The following is a 6,303-nucleotide window of genomic DNA, read 5'->3' as shown; positions in this document are numbered from 1 at the left end:
GCGGCCCGCGCGCCCCGGCCAAGCTCGTCGCGCGCGGGGCCGGGGGCCGGGTGGGGGGCGGGGGCGGCAGGGGCGCCCTCGGGGACGGGCCCCGGGGCCGAAGCCGGCTGGGCATACGGCTTCGGGGCTTGGTCCGGCTGCGCGTACGGCTTCGGGGCCGGGCCCGGAGGGACGTGCGGCTGCCGGTTCCGGCCCGGCTGGGCGTACGGTTTCGGGCCCGGCTGTACGTAAGGCCCCGCGGCCGGGGGCCCGGCCGGGGGTGTGGCCTGCGGCGGGGCTATGGGCTCGTACACCGCCTCCCGGCCGTACCAGTCCCGTGGCGGGTCCTGCACGGCCGGTTCGGGCGTCGTGCGCTCCCTGCGCTCCGCGCGGAACCACGGCGATCCATGGCTGCCGGCGGGCAGCGGGTCCGTCAGCGGGTCGTAGTCGCGGCCGGGCCCGCCCGGTGGTTCCGGCCGTGGTTCCGACGCCCCCGAGCCGTCCTGTCCGGGGCGCACTCCCGTCACGCCGCGGCCTTGCCCACCACCGGCGCAAGCCCCGCCGACCGTCCGACCGCGCCTGTGTCGCCGCACTGCACCAGCCAGTTGGCGAGCATCAGGTGGCCGTGCTCGGTGAGCACCGACTCGGGGTGGAACTGCACGCCCTCGACCGGCAGTTCACGGTGGCGCAGCCCCATGATGATGCCGTCCGCGGTCCACGCGGTGACCGCAAGCTCGGGCGGTACGGTCCGGGGCTCGGCCGCCAGCGAGTGGTAGCGGGTGGCGGTGAAGGGCGAGGGCAGCCCGGCGAAGACACCGGCACCCTCGTGCGTCACCGGAGACGTCTTGCCGTGCAGCAGCTCGGGGGCGCGGTCCACCACTCCGCCGTACGCCACGGCCATCGACTGCATGCCCAGGCAGACCCCGAAGACGGGGACCCCGGTGTCGGCACAGTGCCGCACCATGTCCACGCAGACACCGGCGTGTTCGGGCGTTCCGGGTCCGGGAGAGAGCAGGACGCCGTCGAAGCCGTCCTGTGCGTGCGCGAGGGTGACCTCGTCGTTCCGCACGACTTCGCACTCGGCGCCCAGCTGATACAGGTACTGGACCAGGTTGAAGACGAAGCTGTCGTAGTTGTCCACGACGAGGATGCGGGCGCTCATCGCACGGCCCCCATTCCCTGGTCGACCGTCACGTCGTTGAACGGGAGCAGCGGCTCCGCCCACGGGAAGACGTACTGGAAGAGCAGGTAGACGAGTACGAGCACGAGCGCGAGCGAGATGGCCGACCGCAGCCATACGTTGCCCGGCAGATGCCGCCAGATCCAGCCGTACATGCTGTCCCTTCCGTTCGTGTGACGGCACCAGAGTAGAGGGCAGGGGCGGGGGCTCGTGGGTCACCCGCGCAAAGCGGCCGGCTTGCCCTGCGTCACCGGCTGCGTGGAGTCGAGGTGCCCCCAGGCGATGAGCCGGTGGCTGCTGCCCCATTCCGGGTCGCAGGTGGTGAGTGTCAGATAGCGGCCCGCCCCCTGGAAACCGGATTTGACCGGCACCGGAGCGATGACTCCGGTGTCGGACGGGACGGTCAGATAGGGCTTGCGGTCGATGCGGTACGTGTACCAGGTCGTCCCGTCCGTGAGCACCACCGCGTCCCCGGGCCGCAGTTTCGGGAAGTCCTTGAACGGGTCGCCGTACGTGCGCCGGTGTCCGGCGACCGCGAAGTTCCCGGTGGCGCCGAGCCTGGCGGTCCCCGCGTAGTGGCCGAGGCCCCGCTGGAGGGTGCCGACGGCCGTGTTCTGCAGCACGGGCCTGCTCCAGTCGCCGCCGAGGCGTGGGATGTACATCACGGCGAAGGGTTTACCCGCCCGGTAGGCGGCGGGGGCCGGCTTCGGCTGCGGCGCTCTCGACGGCCCGGAGGCCCCGGGGCCGGGGGTGGCCGCCGCGCTGTGGGCCCACTGGCGGTGCAGGTCGTCGATCTGGTGGTCCGCGGCGCTGTCCGCCTTGACGCCCGTCCAGAACAGCAGATACGCGACGAACAGCACGATCAACGCGCCCACGGTGATGCAGAGTTCGCTGAAGCTCCTGACGATCAGTCGCACCGTCACAGCCGTCCGCCTCCCTGGAACTACCCCACAGGTGCTGCGTAATGGAGATCCACTGTGCCCGAGTAGCCGGGAAGAGTCACCGTCCGGTGGTCGTCGACTTTCCAGCCGAGCCCGTACGCCTTCACGTACTGCAGATAGTTCTGGATCGCCGGGGAGGCGTTGAGCGCCTTCTTCAGCTTGCCGCGGTCGCCGACCGCGGTCACCTTGTACGGGGGCGAGTAGACGCGGCCCTGGAGGAGCAGGGTGTTGCCGACGCAGCGCACGGCGCTGGTGGTGATCAGGCGCTGGTCCATGATCTTGATGCCCTTGGCGCCGCCCTTCCACAGGGCGTTGACCACGGCCTGGAGGTCCTGCTGGTGGATGACCAGGTCATTGGGTTGCGGGTCGGGGTAGCCGGGGTTGGCGGTGGCGTCCGGCGGGGCGTCGTCGAGCGTGACCGAGACCGCGGCGCCGCTGAGCTTCTGCGTACCGGCGGACTTCTCCAGGGCCTTGAGCCCCTCGTCCTGCTTCTTCGTGGCCCCGCCGTCACGCTGGGCGAGCGCGTCGACGTCGCGGCGTACGGCGGCGGTGGAGTCGCCGAGCGCCTTGTTCTTGCCGTTGCGCTCCTGGATGAGGTCGGAGAGCTTCAGCATCGAGGCGTCGGTGCGGATGTCGGTGCCCTTGGCGGTGTTGAAGCTGGTCACGAAGATGAGTCCGGCGAGCGCGAAGACGGCCGCGGTGAGGATCCGGACCGGCCGCCGGATGCGGTGGCGGGTGGCCCCTGTGGGAGAGTCGTCAGAATTGCTCAACGTACCCTTATCTCCTTCCACACCCCGGAAGCACTACGCTAACGGACGCCCGGGGGAGGCCATGCGCCCCGTCGCAACCGCTCCCGGCACTTCCCACACAGTTCCCCCTGCGCGGTCACGCAGCGCATCGACAGGAGAGCCCCTCGTGCCGAAGTCACGTATCCGCAAGAAGGCCGATTTCACGCCGCCGCCCGCGACGAAGCAGGCGACTCCCATAAAGCTGACGAACCGCAGCTGGGTGGCGCCGGTGATGCTGGCGTTCTTCTTGATCGGTCTCGCCTGGATCGTCGTCTTTTACGTCACGGGCGGCGATATGCCCATCGAGGCGTTCGGCAACTGGAACATCGTGGTCGGTTTCGGCTTCATCGCGGGCGGCTTCGGCGTCTCGACCCAGTGGAAGTAGCCCGCGGGCCCTTCACACGCCTTGGCTCCCGTCAAGCCCTGCCCTGAGTTATCCACAGCGCTATCCACAGCCGGGGAAAACTCAGAAGATCTGTGGATAACTTTCGGGCGTTGACACCGGTGTGACTACTCGACGCCATACCACAACAGTGCCCCGCCCCTTGCCCTTCCTGGGGAAACCCAGGTCAGCGGCGAGGGGCACTGTTGTTCCCCACAGGATGCACAGGGCCCGCCACTCGCTGTGGACAACCGGGCCCGGAGCCCCCGGGGACGGCCCTGTCAGGTCAGCATGGCCGTTCTGGCCAGCACCATGCCGAGGGTCGCCAGCAGCACCAGTACACAGGTGCCGAACTGCAGCAGCGTCCGCCGCTCGCGCGGTGCGTGCACCATGCCGATCGCGATGACGATCCCGGCGACGAAGCCGCCGAGATGCGCCTGCCAGGCGATTCCGCCGGTGAAAGTGAAGATCACATTGACCACGAGCAGCCCGATGAGCGGCCGCATGTCGTAGTTCATGCGCTTCATCAGGACACCGGTCGCGCCCAGCAGCCCGAAGATCGCGCCGGAGGCACCGAGCGACGCCTCGGTCGGCGACGCGATGAGATAGGTGAGCGCGCTGCCCGCGAGCCCGGAGAGCAGATATAGCGCGAGGTAGCGGGCCCGGCCGAGGGCCGCCTCCAGCGGCCCGCCGATCCACCAGAGGCTCAGCATGTTGAACCCGATGTGCGCGTAGTTGGCGTGCATGAACATCGCGGTGAACAGCCGGTACCACTGCCCCTGGGCAACGCCCTCGAGCGGCCCAAACGGCATGGTCCGCGCCTGCCCCAGCAGCTCGTAACTGGTGTCGAAGCTGTTGTTGTTCGCCACCTGCATGATGAACACCACGACGTTGATCCCGATGAGGATCTTGGTGAGCAGACGCGGGTCGGCGGTGACTGTACCGCCCGCCACGGTGCGCGGTCTGCTCGCCGCCGCCGGGGTGCTGCCGGTGCCCGAGCCGCGTACACACTCCGGGCACTGGAAGCCGACCGAGGCGCTGACCATGCACTGCGGGCAGATCGGCCGCTCACAGCGGACGCAGCTGATGCCCGTCTCCACGCCGGGGTGGCGGTAGCAGTGGGGCAGACCGCCCGCCCCTGACCGCCGCTCCGGGCCTCCTGGCAACTCTTCCATCGGGTTCCCTCGTCTCGTACGGGCCGCGTACGCGCTGCACCCGCCCCGCTCGTCATACGGACGGACGGGGCCGGTGGTTCCCGTACCCGCCAAGGCAACGGGCTCCCCGCTCCCGCGCCCGTGTGATCCGGCGGCCGGCACCGGCCGCCGTGGTTCAGCTCTTGCGGGTGCCGGCCCCGTCACGGGTCTCGACGACGACCGTCTCGATGACGACGTCCTGGACCGGCCGGTCGGTGCGCGGGTTGGTCGGCGTGGCGGTGATCGCGTCGATGACCTGCTGGCTCGCCGCGTCGGTGACCTCGCCGAAGATGCTGTGCTTGCGGGTCAGCCAGGTCGTCGGCTGCACCGTGATGAAGAACTGCGAGCCGTTGGTGCCAGGGCCCGCGTTGGCCATGGCGAGCAGATACGGCTTGTCGAAGGCCAGGTCCGGGTGGAACTCGTCGGCGAACTCGTAGCCGGGGCCGCCCGTGCCGTTGCCCAGCGGGTCGCCGCCCTGGATCATGAAGCCGCTGATCACCCGGTGGAAGACGGTGCCGTCGTAGAGCCGGTCCGTGGACTTCTGGCCGGTGGCCGGGTGGGTCCACTCCCGCTCTCCCTGGGCGAGTTCGACGAAGTTCCTGACCGTCTTCGGCGCGTGGTTCGGCAGCAGCCGGATCTCGATGTCGCCGCGGTTGGTCTTCAGGGTGGCGTAAAGCTGCTCGGCCACGGGTGTGTGCCTTCCGTAAGTCTTCTCTGACGTTCCCCGATCCTCGCACGGCCCCGGAGGCCCCGGGGCCCAGCGCCTTCCGTCCGGTCCGGCCCGTCCGGTGCGGCTGGTTCACGTCGTCCTGTTCAGGCCGCCACGCAGGGGAAAAGCACCCGGGTCACCGGCGAACCGGGCGCGCCCGGGGCCGAATCATGGCATTGTCGGGGCGCAGACGCCCCCTTGCACCACAATGACGAATTATGTCTTTCCTGACCCGGATGCCTGCCCTCACGTGCCGCGAAGGTGCCGTGCAGGCATGATTTCGAAAAGGGTGGACAGGCGAATGACAGAACGCCACCGATGAGGAGGAACCCGTGACCCGCATGGACAGCGTGCGCGCCGCGACCGGTACGGCGAAGGAGAACGTGCTGCACGCCGCGGAAGTGGTGGCGCCCTACGCCGAAACGGCCAAGGAACAGGCCACGCATTACGCCAACGAAGCTCGTGTACGGCTGGCCCCGAAGGTCTCGCTGGCAGCGCAGCAGGCCCGTACCCAGTACGACGCACGGCTCGCACCCCACGTCGACCAGGCCCTCACTCATGTACCGCCGAAGGTCGACGCCGCCGCGCAGCGCGCGGCGAAGGCCGCCCGGCAGGCGCAGTGTCAGCTCGCGCCGCGGGTGGAGCAGGCCGTGGCAGCGGCTCAGCCCGTCCGTGAGGAGGCCGCGGCCCGCAGTGCGGCCGCCGTCGCCGCGCTGCGCGGTCAGGTGTCGGCGAAGCAGATTCAGAAGCTGGTCAGAAAGCAGCAGCGGCGCGCGAAGGCGGGCCGGCTGGCGAAGGGCGTCTTCGTGCTCGGCGTGGTCGCCGGAGGTGCGTTCGCCGCCTGGAAGTGGTGGGACAAGCAGGCGAACCCCGACTGGCTGGTCGAGCCGCCCGCGCCCACCGAGGTCGGGGACGGCCGGCCGCCGCTCACTGCGGTCGACGGCAGCGCCGACGCCCTGGACCCCGAGGTCAAGGCCAAGCAGGCCAAGGCCGAGGAGGGCGACCAGGAACGCGACGACCCCCGGAACTGACCGGCGGACGCCGGTCGCGGTGGACAGGGACGCCTTGGAACCCTCCAGCTGCGCCGCTTCCCGGCTCGGCCCGAAGCACGGGATGCCCGCGGCAACATCA

At 70.0% G+C, this 6,303-nt stretch carries 8 protein-coding genes and 1 pseudogene; 2 read left to right on the top strand and 7 right to left on the bottom strand.

What is annotated here, in order from left to right:
* From ACFXBC_RS32980 to ACFXBC_RS32960, 5 genes and pseudogenes are all read right to left on the bottom strand, one after another.
* Positions 1–506: pseudogene (locus tag ACFXBC_RS32980) on the bottom strand (hypothetical protein); the annotation flags it as partial.
* Positions 503–1,141, bottom strand: a complete 639-nt coding sequence (locus ACFXBC_RS32975; RefSeq protein ID WP_385033049.1) for an aminodeoxychorismate/anthranilate synthase component II — start codon at positions 1,139–1,141, stop codon at positions 503–505. The gene ACFXBC_RS32975 and the pseudogene ACFXBC_RS32980, both read right to left, overlap by 4 nt.
* Positions 1,138–1,314 carry a hypothetical protein gene (locus ACFXBC_RS32970; RefSeq protein ID WP_385033046.1) on the bottom strand — a complete coding sequence of 59 codons (177 nt, stop codon included), beginning with the start codon at positions 1,312–1,314 and terminating at the stop codon, positions 1,138–1,140. The genes ACFXBC_RS32975 and ACFXBC_RS32970 overlap by 4 nt, the downstream gene beginning before the upstream one ends.
* 60 nt (positions 1,315–1,374) lie before the next feature.
* Entirely contained in the window at positions 1,375–2,082 is a 708-nt protein-coding gene (locus tag ACFXBC_RS32965) for a class E sortase (protein ID WP_385033043.1), read from the bottom strand.
* A 20-nt stretch (positions 2,083–2,102) separates the two neighbouring features.
* Positions 2,103–2,870, bottom strand: a complete 768-nt coding sequence (locus tag ACFXBC_RS32960) for a DUF881 domain-containing protein (RefSeq protein ID WP_385033040.1) — start codon at positions 2,868–2,870, stop codon at positions 2,103–2,105.
* Between the two features lie 145 nt (positions 2,871–3,015).
* Here ACFXBC_RS32960 and crgA point away from each other — a divergent pair, with 145 nt between their 5' ends.
* Positions 3,016–3,273, top strand: a complete 258-nt coding sequence (crgA, locus tag ACFXBC_RS32955) for a cell division protein CrgA (protein WP_385033037.1) — start codon at positions 3,016–3,018, stop codon at positions 3,271–3,273.
* Positions 3,274–3,551: 278 nt separating this feature from the next.
* Here the strand turns inward: crgA and ACFXBC_RS32950 are convergent, their stop codons facing one another.
* Positions 3,552–4,445, bottom strand: a complete 894-nt coding sequence (locus tag ACFXBC_RS32950) for a rhomboid family intramembrane serine protease (RefSeq protein ID WP_385033034.1) — start codon at positions 4,443–4,445, stop codon at positions 3,552–3,554.
* Positions 4,446–4,599: 154 nt separating this feature from the next.
* A complete protein-coding gene (locus tag ACFXBC_RS32945; RefSeq protein WP_385033031.1) occupies positions 4,600–5,151 on the bottom strand; it encodes a peptidylprolyl isomerase in 552 nt (183 codons plus the stop codon).
* A 353-nt stretch (positions 5,152–5,504) separates the two neighbouring features.
* Here ACFXBC_RS32945 and ACFXBC_RS32940 point away from each other — a divergent pair, with 353 nt between their 5' ends.
* Positions 5,505–6,203, top strand: a complete 699-nt coding sequence (locus ACFXBC_RS32940; RefSeq protein WP_385033028.1) for a DUF5324 family protein — start codon at positions 5,505–5,507, stop codon at positions 6,201–6,203.
* Positions 6,204–6,303: the final 100 nt, after the last annotated feature.

The organism is Streptomyces sp. NPDC059398, from assembly GCF_042751845.1.
Lineage (GTDB): Bacteria > Actinomycetota > Actinomycetes > Streptomycetales > Streptomycetaceae > Streptomyces.
Note: the sequence above shows the minus strand (reverse complement) of the source record. Positions and strands in the feature narration are given on the sequence as shown.